This window comes from Pseudomonas sp. Os17 (assembly GCF_001547895.1).
Classification (GTDB): domain Bacteria; phylum Pseudomonadota; class Gammaproteobacteria; order Pseudomonadales; family Pseudomonadaceae; genus Aquipseudomonas.
In genome coordinates this window covers 237525-249857 of the sequence record NZ_AP014627.1, presented here as the reverse complement: position 1 = coordinate 249857, position 12333 = coordinate 237525, and the positions used below count along the sequence as shown (strand labels likewise).

Sequence of the window (12333 nt, the reverse complement as noted above, 5' to 3'; positions counted from 1 at the left end):
AGCCCCCCTTTTTAGGAACCTTGCATGCACGACGATCAACACTACCTGCAACGGGCCGTTGAACTGGCCCGGCACAATGTCCAGCAGGGCGGCCGCCCGTTCGGCGCACTGCTGGTGCGCAACGGCCGGGTGCTGGCCGAGGCGGTGAATGAAATCCACCTCAGCCAGGACCCCACCGCCCACGCCGAAATGCTCGCCATCCGCGCCGCCAGCCGGCAACTGGGCCCGCGCCTGGACGACTGCGTGATCTACGCCAGCGGCCAACCCTGCCCCATGTGCCTGGCCGCCATGTACCTGTGCGGCGTGTCCCGCGCGGTGTTCGCCGCCAGCAATGAACAGGCAGAGCCGTTCGGCCTGTCCACCGCGGCCATTTACCAGCAACTGGGCAAGCCCCTGGAAGCCCAGCGCCTGCCGCTGCTGCACCTGCCCCAGGCGGCGATGATCGCCCTGTACCAGGATTGGCAGGCGCACCATGCCGCGAACTGAATCCACCTTCCGGCACTGGGCCGGCTGGGCCCTGCTGGTGTGCCTGGGCCTGAACCTGCGACCGATCCTCAGCTCGGTCAGCCCGCTGCTCAACGAGATTCGCGGCGCCACCGGCATGAGCTTCCAGAGCAGCGCCTGGCTCACCAGCCTGCCGGTGATCTGCATGGGCCTGGTGGCCTTGCTCGGGGTACGCATCGAAGCCCGACTCGGCGAACGCCGCGGTGTGTCCCTGGGTTTGCTGCTGGTGTTGCTGGCCTGCCTGGTGCGGCTGTTCTTCGGCCAGGCCGCGGCCTTGCTCGCCACCGCCCTGCTCGGCGGCGCCGGCGTGGCCTTGATCCAGGCCCTGGTGCCGGCGCTGATCAAGCGCCAGTTCCAACAGCGGGTGGCCCTGGCCATGGGCGTCTACTCGGCGTCGCTGATGGGCGGTGGCGGCATCGCCGCCCTGCTCAGCCCGCAAGTGGCCAGCCACTTCGCCAACTGGCAGGTGGGGCTTGGCGTCTGGGTGCTGCCGGCCATGGCCGCCCTGCTGCTGTGGCTGTGCCTGCCCCTGGGCGCCGGCCGCCGCAACGGCGCCCAGTCCTCCGGGGCCGGGCTCTGGAACAACCGCCGCGCCTGGTTGCTGGCGTTGTATTTCGGCTTGGTGAACTGCGGCTACATGAGCATGGTGGCCTGGCTGCCGGCCTACTACCTGCAGCTGGGTTGGAGTGCTACCCAGAGCGGCTCGCTGCTGGCCTTCATGACGATTTTCCAAGTCACCGCCGCCCTACTGATGCCGGCCCTGGCCCAGCGCAGCAGCGACCGCCGCCCACTGCTGGGCATCAGCCTCGCGGCCCAGGCCGTGGGGTTTCTCGGGCTGGTGCTGTGGCCCTTGCAGAGCACGCACCTGTGGGTGGCGCTGATCGGCTTCGGCCTGGGAGCCTGCTTTGCCCTGAGCCTGATCCTGACCCTGGATCACCGCCGTGATCCCCGGGAAGCCGGGCAACTGGCGGCCTTTGTCCAGGGCGTGGGTTTTCTGCTCAACGCCGTCTCGCCGTGGCTGAGCGGCTGGCTGCGACAAGTCACCGGTAGCTTTGCCAGCGCCTGGTGGGTGCTGATCGTGGGTGTCCTGGCGATGCTGCTGTTGACGCGGATCTTCAGCCCGGCCAGTTATCAGGCCAGGGTCACTATCGGCACTGTCGCGCCAGCGACCTGAGCGCAACCGTCAATCGATGCCGCCTGCGAGGGCTCGCAGGCGGACAAGTGTCAAGGTACGGATCAGCCCTCGATCCGCCACTGCAATGCATCCAGCACATCGCAGCCGTCCTGCAGCAGCAGATGGGCGGCATTGGCCACATGGCTCAGGTCTTGATCGGCAACACCCTTGATGCTCAGGCAGTTGAGACTGTGCATCAGATCGCGAGTGGCCTTGATCCGCTGCACAGCGCAGCCATAGAGATCGGCCGGAGGGGCGGCAGGGTTGAGGTAGAGCACCGGGGTAGGGGTGAGATTGCTTTGTAGCGGGGTGAACTCGGACATGGATAACACTCCTTAGCCGAACGCGACCATCATGAAAATCAGGAACTGCCCCAACGTCTGATGGGCAGTTGATGCGTCCATCATTTGTTTTCGACCGGCTAAGATCGGTCACCGATGCGTCGGTGACAGGCCGGACTATAGGCAGGAGGTCCTGGCGGAACAATCGCCGAAGTATTGCCATTCCCTTCCATCGGCCCCGGCGCCACGTAGAATCCCTTCGCGACAATCAGCACGCACTCAATCAAGGACACGAAGCCCCCATGGACGCCGCAACGATCAGCCGCCTGGTACAGGGCATGGGCCTCACCTACGAAGAGCTGGTCGCCCAAGGCGAAAGCATCGAGCGCCCGACGGGCAAGCTCTACGACGAATTCGAATGGCTGACCGTGATCGTCGAACCCGGCCTGATGCTGGACTTCCGGGAAGACAGCCTGGCCCTGGAAAAGGTCCTGATCGAGCTGGTGCCCCTTGAACAGGGGCGCTCGTTCTACAGCGGCGAACTGCCCGCCCCGTTCTCACGCAGCATGACCCGCACCGACATTCACGACCTGCTGGGCACACCCCTGCGCTCGGGGGAACGCACGCCATCAGCCGATGGGCAACGCACGCTCAACGCCTGGGAGAGCTACCGCCTGGCGGAGCACCTGCATCCCGGTGCTCGGGTTGGATTCGTCTATAGCGTCGATGGGCGAATCAAGGTCCTGTCGTTCGACTTGCTGGAGCCAAAGCGCGACTGATTCGACCGCACCACGTAGCTCTTTAGGATTCGCGGCGATCCGCCAGGCGTCAGAGGACCGGCGCGAGATCGCCAAGCAAGGCCCTGCGGTCCTTTTCGCAGCCTCGCAGGCTCGGCAGCGGCTACAGGAAACGTGGCGGCCGGTAGGCCGCCGCAACGCACGGCCCGACAACACAGGCACTAGCCAAAGGTTTTCATAAAGGGCTCGGCACAGTGCCGGATCGCCGCGACGACATGCGGTGCCCGTTCGCCCCATTCGGCCGATCGGCTCAACACCCGCTCCAGTGCGTCCAACTGCCCACGAATGACCTCTTGCGGACGAGCCACATCACAGACCTTGGCGAACTCCAGCAACCCCTGCCGCGAAGCAAACAGGGACTTGTTGCCCAGCAGATCCAGGGCCAGCACGTCCTGTGGGATGTAGGCCGTGGTGTTGACGATGTCGTAGGCCGGCGCTAGCCGTGCATCGCGCTGGCCAGGATCGGAATACAACAGCCCGAAGTTCTTCAGGTGGGCATCGCCATTCCCCACCATGCAGCTCAGGCTGACCATGGCAAACAACTGCACCAGTGAACCCGGCACCTGCTCAGGCGGGCAGAACAGGCGAACGGCCTTGGCAATGGCCGAATAGCTCTTGCTGTATTTCTGCTCCGCACCCAGCCCCATCAACGCCGCCATGTCTTCAAACCCCAGGCAACCGAGTTGCTCGTCCCGGTCGAAGCGGCGCATGACAAACAGTTTGGCGTTATCGGAGAGGTAGAACTCGGGCACCGCCATCCCCGCCTCCCTGGCCACCGACATGCACAGGAATTCATTGATCGCCAACCCCGGAAACTCATCCCGGCCGCTCTTGATGATCAACTCTGAGGTGTTCGAGGTAAAACGCTGCGACGCGGCGTCATGCCGCTCCGGTACCATCACCTTGGGCTGCACGCCGGATATCCCGGCACGCAGGATGTAGCGGTCCACCAGGTCGGCAAAGATGTCCTCGGCGCCATCCCACGCGAGGATTTCTTCAAGTTTTTCCCCGGGAAACTGCTGTCGCTGCAACAGCCCATCGACTTCGGGCGAGCTCACCGCGACCCGCCCGATCGGCGCGCTGCTGCCGGACAGCGCCAGCAGCAACATCGGGTCAACCTTCACCACCTTGGCCAGGCGGTTGCGCAGTTGCTCCAGCACATAGCCTTCGGGCAGGTTCATCTGAAAGATCGGGTGCAACTCCCGATAACGGTATTCATCCAGCCGCACGGGCATCAGCAGACTGATTGCCGCCTGTGCCCGGGCATCATCGTGATAGCGAAACAGATAATCGCCAGCGCCACGGTGGATTTTCCCGCTGTCACCGGCCGGGGTGGCTACCTGCAGCACCGTGGCCATCAGTCGAACACTCCCTGGATCTCGTCCAATGTGGGCATCGCGGCAGGCACCAGGGTGAATTCACAGTCCAGGGCTCCCAGCACCCGCGCATAGGCCGCCATGCCCACCGACAAGTCGCCCCGCTCGATGGCGATGACCTTCTGCCGGGTCACGCCGGCCAAGGCGGCCAGGCTGGCTTGGGTCAGGCCACGATGCAGGCGGCGCTGGCGAACCTGCTCGCCAAGGCGCGCGGTGATAAGAAGGTAGTCCATGTTCTTTATACGCAACAAAATTGATTAAATGTAACGTATACCTAACATGGTGAAAAATCAAAGGGACGCGGTGGGGGCTCACACTCCGTGGCGGCGGGTGAAAGGCTTCGATAGTGGATATGTACTCCCTGACTGTCGCAAGCACAGGTTTTACGGCCGCTGCGCGCCCGAGCGGGAGCAAGCTCCCTCGCCACAACATCATTCCAGGCGGCTAGACGAGAACAATCCTAGAGAAATAAATTATTGTAATTCGATAATTATTTATCAATAATCAGCCACCCCCAAGTTTTGCAAGGAATAACGCATGCACTCCCAAATCAACGGCTCGGCCCAATACCGCTTGCGACGGGTCGGCCTGCTGGCCGCGATCCTGGCCTGGGTCATGGGTGTCGTCGAGGTCGGTGGCAATGCCGGAATGTGGATCTACAACAAGGACCAGGTCCTGGGCGCACTGCTCAGCGTCTTCGCCGACCACTCGCCCCGCCTGCTGGAAGCCGACTTCAAACTCTCCTCCGCAAGCTTCACCCTGCTGGTGATTCTCGACTTCCTGCCCCTGCTGCTGTCGAGCTTCGCCCTGTACCTGACCGGGGTGTTCTTCCTGCGCCTGTCGCGCGGCGAAACCTGGAGCGATCGCAACATCCGCATCCTCTGGCGCGTGGGCATGTTGTGGATCGTCGCCCCGGCCACGTTCCCGATGATGGAAACCCTGCAAGGCCTGGCCCTGTCCCTCGACCTGCCGCCCGGCCAGCGCATCCTGCAGATCTCCGCGGGCTTCTCGTCCTACGCCGCTTACGAGGTGGTCAAAGGAATCTTGCTCTGCTCGTTTTCCATTATCATGCGCGACGCCAAAGTCCTCAGTGATGAGCACAGTCACTACATATAGAACAATGAGATGACCATTATCGTTCGGCTTGACGTTGTCATGGCTAAAAACAAGATTCGCTCCAAAGAGTTGGCCGCCATCCTGGGCATTACCGAGGCGAATCTGTCGTTGCTGAAAAATGGCAAGGTCAAGGGGATGAAAATCGAGACCCTGGACAAACTCTGCGCTGCACTCGACTGCCAACCCGGCGACCTGCTGGAGTATCAGGCCAGCGAGCCTGCGTAACCCCCCGCGTTTGTTCGAACCGAGTCTCGATCGTTAAAGCCTTATCCATTCCTCACGTTGCACATTGGCTTATTCATGACTCGCTACCTGCTCTGCCCGCTGTTTCTGTTCGTCCTGCTTTTGACCGGCTGCGCCAACAAACTCGAAGTGGCCATCGACGCCACCCCGGCCCAAGACTATTACTTCGACCCCAAGGCTCCAGTGCTGGTGACCGTCAACAGCGCCAAGGACGCCCAGGGCCTCAAGGCCAGCTACTACTTGCGCGACATGGTCGCCGCCCTGCACGGCATGGGTTTCACCCAGGTGTATACCGAGTCGTCGTTGCCGAAAAACCACCCGCCGTTTCGCATGAACATTGCCCTGGACGTGGGCAGTAAAAAGACCAGCTACCGCTACACCGCCACCGACTACGGCCAGGTGCCCAGCAGCACTAAAACCACGTGCATGCCCGGCAAGAACCAACAGACCGTGTGCACCAGCACCCCAACGATGTCCTACCGTGCCATCGGCTCCTCGGAGCGCACCGGCTACACCACCCTGTCGACCTTCAATATCAAGGCCAAGGACGAGCAGAGCCGGCGCACGGTGTTCCTGCTGCGGGCCTCGTCCTATAACGAGGACTGCCAGGACGCCAAGGTCGAGGATTTCCTGGTGCAGGAAAGCCTGGACAACCTGGACTTCCGTAACCGCGTGCAGCGCAAATACACGGTCACCCTGCCCGAAGGCCACAGCTGCAACTAAGCGCCTACCGCGCACCAAGCGACACGCTTACAATCGCCCCTCGCCGCCCGCCCGATCCCCCTCGCGCGGGCGCAGCCCCCTCAACGACAAGGCGCAGGTCAAACATGCCCCTGGACTGGACTGCCTGGGAAATCGAACCCGGATCGGCGGTGAACGAACAGCTGATCGCCCAGGTGCAGCAACGCCTCGGCCTTGAGTTTCCGTCGCTGTACCTGGAGCTGGTGCAATACGCCGAGGCCGCCACCCCGGGGATCGGCACCTTCCGCTATGGCAACGACTACACCTGCATCAGCGAGTTCTTCGAGTTCGGCCTGAGCAACCAACCCTGGAGCCTGCTCTGGTACGCCAGTCCGGGCCGCGTGCCGGGACTGCCCGCAGGCTGCCTGCCGATTGCCCGGGACGCCGGCGGCCTGCTGATCTGCCTGGACTTCAACAGCCCGGGCGTGGCGGTGGAAATCTTCGATCCCGACAGTGCCAGCCGCTACCCGGTGGCCGCCGACTTCAAGGCCTTTGTCGAACTGTGGCAGCCATGAGCGCACCGCAAAAATGGATAGTGGTGCCCACCAGCAAGGCCGCCATGCAGCGCCTGGATCTGGACCAATGCCTGCCGGGCGACCTGGAGGAACTGGCGCTGTCCCCGGAGCAGTGGGCGCTGCTGTCCCGCAGCGACCTGCTACCGAGCCTGAACCGCGCCCTGGGCAGCCTGATCGATGACTACGAAGACGCCTCGATCCAGGGCCAGGCCGCCCTGGCCACGGCGCTGTCGATCCTCACCCGGACCGCGACGGCGGAGGATGAACTTATCCACAGGCTCATCGCCCTGAATCGCCTGGCCCTGGAACGGGATACCGGTCTGTACTTCTACTTCTGAGGCCCAGCCCAGAGCAACTCCCGCACCTCATTGGTGGCGAGGGAGCTTGCTCCCGCTAGGGCGCCAGCCCGACCCAAGCCGAGCCACGGCACGGCCTCCAGCTCAGATCCCCGCGCTGGCGCTGGCCGGTTTCAGCCCCGACTCCGGCACACTCACCGCGGTTTCCGAACGCGGTGTGCCCTGGGGCACCCAGTCGTAGCTCACCGGCAAGGCGCGGTACACCCAGTTGCTGACGGCCTCGCTGCCCGGGGCCTTGCCCAGGTAGGGGCTGACGTATTCCCAGACGATCTCGCCGCCAGCCGTGACCTGGAAGAAGCGTCCGTTCATGCCCTCATCGATCAGCGTGTTGCCGTTGGGCAAACGCCGCGCGCTGCTGATGAACGAGCTGTAGAAGGCCCAGCCCGGCTGCCGGGAACTGGCGGCGCTGTACTGCCAGACGATCTCGTTCTTGATCGGGTCGATCTCCAGCACCCGGGAACCGGCAATCAGCCCCAAAGGCACCGAGGGGTAGCCGGCCGTGCCCTGGTTGTCGAACACCAGCAGGTGCCCGGCGCCCGGCAAGCCGGCGGGAATGATGTGGGCGTCATGCTGGCCGACGAACTGGTCCACCGGGCGCGGCACCTTGGCCGCGGTCTTGGGGTTGATCGGCGCCAGGTTCGGCCCCAGGCGCCAGACCACCTTGCCGCTGTGCTTGTCGAGGATGGCGATGAAGTTGGCGTTGCGTGAATCGATCAGCAGGTTGTCCGGGGCGAAGCGTTTATCGCCGCCGTCGAACCACTGGTTGGGGCCGACCACGCTGAGGTTGTTGATGTGCAGGTAGTCCGGGTTGTCGCTGCCGTACACCAGCTTCAACTGCGCCGGGGTAAAGCCGAACTCCCTGAGGTGCTCGGAGGCCAGCCACTGCCATTTGACCTGGCCGTCGGGGCTGACTTCATAGATCGCATCGTCGATCACCTGGGGCACCTTGAACCCCGCCACCTTGTGCACCTTGTTGGCCAGCACCAGGGTGTTGCCGTTGCCCAGGCGGCGCTGGTCGTGGTGCTGCTGGGCGGCGCCGCCCGGGGCCTGGTCGCCCCATTGCCAGAGCACCTTGCCGTTCCAGTCCAGCTCGCCGACGCTCTGGTTGCCCAGGCCATTGCCCGCCGAACCCAGGGGGCCGGGATCCTTGTCCTTGAGCTGCAACAGCACCCGGCCGCGCTCGCCGTTCACCAGCTGCGGGTCGATGATCGCCGAGGGGAAACCGGCTTGCGGCCAGTGCTTCACCTCGTTGCCGTTCATGTCGATCAGGTGCGTCTGTTTGTCGGCGCCGCTGAAGATCACGTACTGGTTATAGGCCCTGGCCGGATCGTAGCGGGTCACTCCGGTGGGGTAGACGCTGGGGGCGGCCTGCACCGCCGAAGCCAGCAGGTTGGCGGCAATCAGCCAGGGCAAAACGCTTTTGACGCGCAGCATGACGAGCACTCCTGTTCAGGTCGAAGGGCGCCGGCAGACCCGGCGCGAGATACGTGAAGCCGGGTTTCAGAAGTCGTAGCGTCCGGTCACGCCCAGGGTTCGCGGGGTGCCCAGCAGGCCTTCGTAACCGCCGTTGCCGGCAGTCCAGAGGGTGGTGTAGTAGGTCTTGTCGAAGGCGTTCTTCAGCCACAGCGAGACGTCCCACTGGCCCTGTTCGTAGTTGCCGCGCAGGCCGGTGGAGAGGTTGACCACGGCGTAGCTGGGGATCTGCCCGTAAGCGGAATCTTCCACGGTGCCCACGGCCTTGGAGCGGAAGGCGTAGCTGGCGGTGACGTACTCTTCCAGGCCGTTGTCCAGGTTCCACTTGTATTCGCCGTTGGCGTTGCCGATCCATTTCGAGGCGCCCACCACCTGGTGGCCGCTGAGGTCGCAGGAGGCCGGTGCTCCCGGGCGCAGGCTGACTTCCGGCGGGCACGGCGCATCCTTGTAGGACAGGTAGCGCACGTCGTTGTAGGAACCGTTGAGGTTCAGGGTCAGGCCGCGGATCGGCACCAGGGTGCTTTCCACTTCCACCCCGCGCGAGCGCACCGACCCGGCGTTGGTCAGGTACTGCACGCGGTTGGCATTGTCGTAGGCGTTGGTCTGGTAGCCGTTGACCTGGGTCCAGAATAGGTTGGCGTTGAGTTGCAGGCGGCGGTCCCACAGGGTGCTCTTGAACCCCAGCTCGGCGTTGTTGGCGCGCTCGGTGCCGATCAGCAGCGAGTCGGCCCCGGCGGTCGGCGCCGAGCCCACCGCCAGGTTGACCCCGCCGGACTTCTCGCCGTGGGACAGGGTGGCGTAGCCCAGCAGGTCATCGGTGAAGCGGTAGCTGAGGTTGAGCAGGCCCGAAGGGCTGGTGCTGTACTGGTTGAGGTCGCCCGAATCATAGGCCCCGGCACGGCCACGACGGGCGTTGGCGGCGGCACCGGCCACCGCGGCGCCACCCAGCGGCGCGTTGCGGCTGACCCAGGCGCTTTTTTCCTCGTAGGTGCCGCGCAGCCCGGCGGTGAAATCCAGGCGCTCGGTCAGGTGCCAGGTGCCCTGGGCGAACAGGGCGAAACTGTTGGTCTGGATATGCCCGTTGCCGATGCTGGTGACGTTGCTCAGGGCCCCGGCCGGGGTGCCGTTCCAGATGTCCGCCTTGGGCCCGTAATAGGCGAAGGATTTGTTGTCCAGGTCGGAGCCGAAGTAGTAGGCGCCCAGCACGTAGTCGAAGAAGCCGCCAGTGGGCGAGGCCAGGCGGAATTCCTGCGACCACTGCTTGTCCTCCACCGACACCCCGGCGTTGTAGCTGGCCGGCACGTTGAGGCCATCGTCGTTACGCGGGGTGAAGTTCCACCAGCGGTAGGAACTGACCGAGGTCAGGGTGAAATCGCTGGGCAGGGTCCAGTTGGCCTCCAGGGACGTGCCGCCCTGGAACACCGTGACATGCTGGTCGTTGTCCAGGTTGACCTTGCGGTGCGATCCGTTGACCAGGGTCGCCCCGGCCGCCGCCGCGCGGGACTCGTAGACGTTGGTGCCGTTGATGGTCGGCCCGGTGCTGTACAGCACCCGGGTGCCGGCGCTGGAATCCTCTTCGTTGTAGTCGCCGATCCAGCGCAGGTTGAAGCTGTCGTTGGGCTTGTACAGCAGTTGCCCGCGAAAGCCCTGGCGCGATCCGCCATTGAGGTCATGGCCGTCGAATTCGTTCTTGATGTCGCCGTCGCTGCGGGTGCGATAGGCGGAAAAACGCCCGGCCAGCTCATCGGTCAGCGGCCCGGAAATCGTGCCCTTGGTCTGGAAGTAACCGTCCTCGCCAAGGGAGGTTTCGATGCTGCGTTCCGGGGTGAAGCTCGGCGCCCGGGTGCTGATGTTGATCACCCCGGCGGTGGTGTTCTTGCCGAACAGGGTGCCCTGGGGACCGCGCAGCACTTCCAGCTGCTCGATGTCCATCAGGTCGAACACCGCCATCCCCGGCCTTCCCAGGTAGACGTTGTCGATGTACAGCCCGACGCTGCCTTCCAGGCCATCGCTGGCCGGGTTGTTGCCCAGGCCGCGGATCGACACGCTGGACTGGCGCGCATGCATGTAGGCGACGTTGACGCTGGGCACCAGTTGCTGCAGATCCTGAATGCGGTACACCCGCTGGCTCTCCAGGGCCTGGCCGCCCACCACGCTCATGGGCGTGGGCACGTTCTGCGAGCTTTCCTCGCGGCGCCGGGCGGTCACGGTCACCGTCTGCAACTGGCCGTCATCGGCCTTGGCCTTGCTGGCGCTGCTCTTGGCCGGCGCGGCATCCGGCGCCGGGGCGTCTTCGGCCCAGGTCGGCGTCCAGCTCGCGCTGCCGGCCAGCAACAGCGCCAGGGGCAGGCGCTTGAGCCGCCGGGGCGAGAGGGGTGAAGCGAGGGACAACGGGCTCATGGGCGGCTCCTGGTCAGAAAATATACAGCCTCGTATATTCCTTAAAGTTATTTATTTATGTTTTTACAAAGATTTACTGCATAAGAGATTGCCTTTATAAGGAGTCGACCTAATGCATAGCCAATGCATTTCCCCGATATTTTTTATGTGAAAAATGCATATCGACCTGCGCCAGCTCCGTCACTTCATCGCCCTCGCCGAACAGCGCAGCTTTGTCGCGGCCGCGGCGGCGGTGAACCTTTCGCAATCGGCCTTCAGCCGCAGCATCCAGGCCCTGGAACACAGCGTCGGCTGCCAGTTGGTGGATCGCGGGCGCAAGGACCTGGCCCCGACCAAGCAGGGCCAGTTACTGCTGGAACATGCGCGTCGGCTGGTCAGCGGGGCCCAGCAGATGGCCAACGAGATCAGCCAGTTCAATGGCCTGGAGGCGGGAGAGTTGCGCTTCGGCTGTGGCCCGGCGCCGGCCTCGGGCTTGATCCCCCGGGCCATCGGCAGCTTTATCGGGCGCTACCCCAAGGCCCGGGTGCAGTTCCAGGTGGATGACTGGCAAAGCCTGAGCAAGCGCCTGCTCAGCGAAGAGTTCGAATTCTTCGTGGCCGACACCCGCCACTTCGAGGCCGACCCGGATTACCTGACCCAGCGCCTGCGCCCGCGCAAATGGCATTTCTGCTGCCGCGCCGGGCACCCGTTGGCCCAGCGCGACAGCGTCAGCGCCAGCGAACTGATGAGCTACCCGCTGGCGGTGACCATCCGCCCGCCGAACCTGCGCAAGGTCATCGTCGACCTCTGCGGCAAGCCGGACTTCACGCCCAATGTGGAATGCGAAAACAGCTACAGCCTGCTGGGGGTGGTGCTGCGCTCGGACGCCATCGGCATCGTCGGCTCCTACAGCGACGCGTTGCACAACGCCAAGGGCGAACTGGTGTGCCTGAAGATCGACGGCCTGGCCGACGACCTGGAAGAGCTCTACACCCGCTATGGCATCGTCAGCCGCGCCGGCTACCGCCTCTCGCCCCTGGCGGCGGCGATGATCGAAGAGATCAAGGCCATCGACGAACAGGACGAAGCGCTGCCGTCCCTCGACAACCTCGCCGTCTGAGCCCCTGACTGGCGTCCTGCCCCGACACTCGCCCCCTGCACTTGCACCCGTAGCCGCTGCCGAGCCTGCGAGGCTGCGAACGAGGACGCAGTCCTCGCCCCGGCCATCCACGGCAAATCCCCGGCGGCCGCTGCGCGGCCGATCGCCGCCTGCGGCAGCGGCTACAAGGACCTGAGCGATGCACGCCCTGCATCAAAACTATTCGGCAAATGCGCTTGCCGGGAGGCCCCGCCGGAGGCGAAAAAACGCGCCTGTCTT

At 64.3% G+C, this 12333-nt stretch carries 14 protein-coding genes; 9 read left to right on the top strand and 5 right to left on the bottom strand.

The window, feature by feature from the left end:
- Positions 1 to 24: 24 nt before the first annotated feature.
- Both POS17_RS01150 and POS17_RS01145 read left to right on the top strand, forming a co-directional pair.
- Complete coding sequence (locus POS17_RS01150) at positions 25 to 486, top strand: nucleoside deaminase (protein WP_060836992.1); 462 nt, start codon at positions 25 to 27, stop codon at positions 484 to 486.
- Entirely contained in the window at positions 473 to 1678 is a 1206-nt protein-coding gene (locus POS17_RS01145) for a CynX/NimT family MFS transporter (protein ID WP_060836991.1), read from the top strand. Before POS17_RS01150 ends, POS17_RS01145 begins: the two co-directional genes overlap by 14 nt.
- Positions 1679 to 1740: 62 nt before the next feature.
- Here POS17_RS01145 and POS17_RS01140 read toward each other — a convergent pair whose 3' ends face one another.
- A complete protein-coding gene (locus POS17_RS01140) occupies positions 1741 to 2001 on the bottom strand; it encodes a hypothetical protein (RefSeq protein WP_060836990.1) in 261 nt (86 codons plus the stop codon).
- 260 nt (positions 2002 to 2261) lie between these two features.
- On the opposite strand from POS17_RS01140, the gene POS17_RS01135 reads away from it, so the two are divergent.
- A complete protein-coding gene (locus POS17_RS01135; RefSeq protein WP_060836989.1) occupies positions 2262 to 2738 on the top strand; it encodes a DUF6392 family protein in 477 nt (158 codons plus the stop codon).
- A 179-nt stretch (positions 2739 to 2917) separates the two neighbouring features.
- On the opposite strand, the gene POS17_RS01130 is transcribed toward POS17_RS01135, so the two are convergent.
- Both POS17_RS01130 and POS17_RS01125 read right to left on the bottom strand, forming a co-directional pair.
- Positions 2918 to 4114: a type II toxin-antitoxin system HipA family toxin gene (locus tag POS17_RS01130; protein ID WP_060836988.1), complete on the bottom strand. Its 1197-nt coding sequence runs from the start codon at positions 4112 to 4114 to the stop codon at positions 2918 to 2920.
- Positions 4114 to 4365 (bottom strand): helix-turn-helix transcriptional regulator, encoded by a 252-nt coding sequence (locus POS17_RS01125; protein ID WP_016963101.1) that lies wholly within the window; start codon positions 4363 to 4365, stop codon positions 4114 to 4116. The genes POS17_RS01130 and POS17_RS01125 overlap by 1 nt, the downstream gene beginning before the upstream one ends.
- Positions 4366 to 4669: 304 nt before the next feature.
- On the opposite strand from POS17_RS01125, the gene POS17_RS01120 reads away from it, so the two are divergent.
- The 5 genes from POS17_RS01120 to POS17_RS01100 all read left to right on the top strand — a co-directional run bounded on the left by POS17_RS01120 (position 4670) and on the right by POS17_RS01100 (position 7085).
- The gene (locus POS17_RS01120) at positions 4670 to 5248 is read left to right on the top strand and encodes a hypothetical protein (RefSeq protein ID WP_060836987.1); all 579 of its coding nucleotides are present in this window, start codon (positions 4670 to 4672) and stop codon (positions 5246 to 5248) included.
- A gap of 9 nt (positions 5249 to 5257) precedes the next feature.
- The gene (locus POS17_RS01115; protein ID WP_016963103.1) at positions 5258 to 5473 is read left to right on the top strand and encodes a helix-turn-helix domain-containing protein; all 216 of its coding nucleotides are present in this window, start codon (positions 5258 to 5260) and stop codon (positions 5471 to 5473) included.
- A gap of 75 nt (positions 5474 to 5548) precedes the next feature.
- Positions 5549 to 6214, top strand: coding sequence for a hypothetical protein (locus POS17_RS01110; protein ID WP_060836986.1), 666 nt, complete (start codon positions 5549 to 5551; stop codon positions 6212 to 6214).
- 104 nt (positions 6215 to 6318) lie between these two features.
- On the top strand, positions 6319 to 6747 hold the full coding sequence (locus tag POS17_RS01105; RefSeq protein WP_173655880.1) for an SMI1/KNR4 family protein: 429 nt from the start codon (positions 6319 to 6321) through the stop codon (positions 6745 to 6747).
- The gene (locus POS17_RS01100; RefSeq protein ID WP_173655879.1) at positions 6744 to 7085 is read left to right on the top strand and encodes a hypothetical protein; all 342 of its coding nucleotides are present in this window, start codon (positions 6744 to 6746) and stop codon (positions 7083 to 7085) included. Before POS17_RS01105 ends, POS17_RS01100 begins: the two co-directional genes overlap by 4 nt.
- Positions 7086 to 7187: 102 nt before the next feature.
- On the opposite strand, the gene POS17_RS01095 is transcribed toward POS17_RS01100, so the two are convergent.
- Together POS17_RS01095 and POS17_RS01090 are read right to left on the bottom strand one after the other, a co-directional pair.
- Positions 7188 to 8537 (bottom strand): aryl-sulfate sulfotransferase, encoded by a 1350-nt coding sequence (locus tag POS17_RS01095; RefSeq protein ID WP_060836985.1) that lies wholly within the window; start codon positions 8535 to 8537, stop codon positions 7188 to 7190.
- Between the two features lie 66 nt (positions 8538 to 8603).
- On the bottom strand, positions 8604 to 10976 hold the full coding sequence (locus POS17_RS01090) for a TonB-dependent receptor (protein WP_060836984.1): 2373 nt from the start codon (positions 10974 to 10976) through the stop codon (positions 8604 to 8606).
- Between the two features lie 154 nt (positions 10977 to 11130).
- On the opposite strand from POS17_RS01090, the gene POS17_RS01085 reads away from it, so the two are divergent.
- Positions 11131 to 12075: a LysR family transcriptional regulator gene (locus POS17_RS01085; protein ID WP_060836983.1), complete on the top strand. Its 945-nt coding sequence runs from the start codon at positions 11131 to 11133 to the stop codon at positions 12073 to 12075.
- Positions 12076 to 12333: the final 258 nt, after the last annotated feature.

What these genes read in the sequence shown, in the direction of transcription:
- POS17_RS01150 (WP_060836992.1), top strand. Translation starts at nt 25, where the DNA reads ATGCACGACGATCAACACTACCTGCAACGGGCCGTTGAACTGGCCCGG.
- POS17_RS01145 (WP_060836991.1), top strand. Translation starts at nt 473, where the DNA reads ATGCCGCGAACTGAATCCACCTTCCGGCACTGGGCCGGCTGGGCCCTG.
- POS17_RS01140 (WP_060836990.1), bottom strand. Translation starts at nt 2,001, where the DNA reads ATGTCCGAGTTCACCCCGCTACAAAGCAATCTCACCCCTACCCCGGTG.
- POS17_RS01135 (WP_060836989.1), top strand. Translation starts at nt 2,262, where the DNA reads ATGGACGCCGCAACGATCAGCCGCCTGGTACAGGGCATGGGCCTCACC.
- POS17_RS01130 (WP_060836988.1), bottom strand. Translation starts at nt 4,114, where the DNA reads ATGGCCACGGTGCTGCAGGTAGCCACCCCGGCCGGTGACAGCGGGAAA.
- POS17_RS01125 (WP_016963101.1), bottom strand. Translation starts at nt 4,365, where the DNA reads ATGGACTACCTTCTTATCACCGCGCGCCTTGGCGAGCAGGTTCGCCAG.
- POS17_RS01120 (WP_060836987.1), top strand. Translation starts at nt 4,670, where the DNA reads ATGCACTCCCAAATCAACGGCTCGGCCCAATACCGCTTGCGACGGGTC.
- POS17_RS01115 (WP_016963103.1), top strand. Translation starts at nt 5,258, where the DNA reads ATGACCATTATCGTTCGGCTTGACGTTGTCATGGCTAAAAACAAGATT.
- POS17_RS01110 (WP_060836986.1), top strand. Translation starts at nt 5,549, where the DNA reads ATGACTCGCTACCTGCTCTGCCCGCTGTTTCTGTTCGTCCTGCTTTTG.
- POS17_RS01105 (WP_173655880.1), top strand. Translation starts at nt 6,319, where the DNA reads ATGCCCCTGGACTGGACTGCCTGGGAAATCGAACCCGGATCGGCGGTG.
- POS17_RS01100 (WP_173655879.1), top strand. Translation starts at nt 6,744, where the DNA reads ATGAGCGCACCGCAAAAATGGATAGTGGTGCCCACCAGCAAGGCCGCC.
- POS17_RS01095 (WP_060836985.1), bottom strand. Translation starts at nt 8,537, where the DNA reads ATGCTGCGCGTCAAAAGCGTTTTGCCCTGGCTGATTGCCGCCAACCTG.
- POS17_RS01090 (WP_060836984.1), bottom strand. Translation starts at nt 10,976, where the DNA reads ATGAGCCCGTTGTCCCTCGCTTCACCCCTCTCGCCCCGGCGGCTCAAG.
- POS17_RS01085 (WP_060836983.1), top strand. Translation starts at nt 11,131, where the DNA reads ATGCATATCGACCTGCGCCAGCTCCGTCACTTCATCGCCCTCGCCGAA.